We start from the raw sequence: 357 nt of genomic DNA, 5'->3' as shown, positions 1-357 counted from the left end.
GGCCGGGTTGCTCAGTGAACCACCGGCGGCGGCCTGCCGTTTCTCCTGGGCTGCCTCGGCCTGGCCCTGGCGCAGCAGGTCCCAGCCGTAATTCCAGCGCACGCCGCGGCCCAGGCTGCCCTGCACCGGCGCATCCTTCAGTGCCTCGCGATACAGCTGTTCCCCCAGTTCGGTGCGGCCCTGGGCGATGGCCACCGACGCCAGCTGGACGGTGGCTTCGACCGTACGCCGGCCGCGTTCGCGCTGTTTCAGCAGCTGCGCCACCAGCGCATCACCTTCGGCCTGGACCACGACCATCGGCGCGGCGGCCGCATCGCTGTCGAAGTAGAACTCCTGTGGTGCCGGCACGACCGGCGC

1 protein-coding gene is annotated in these 357 nt (G+C 71.1%); it reads right to left on the bottom strand.

Annotated features, from left to right (window positions below; translation table 11 throughout):
- Window positions 1–357: hypothetical protein (locus EN846_RS33970; protein WP_210236148.1), on the bottom strand; the 357-nt coding region annotated here is incomplete at both ends.

Source organism: Mesorhizobium sp. M4B.F.Ca.ET.203.01.1.1, from assembly GCF_004791025.1.
Lineage (GTDB): Bacteria > Pseudomonadota > Alphaproteobacteria > Rhizobiales > Rhizobiaceae > Mesorhizobium > Mesorhizobium abyssinicae.
Note: the sequence above shows the minus strand (reverse complement) of the source record. Positions and strands in the feature narration are given on the sequence as shown.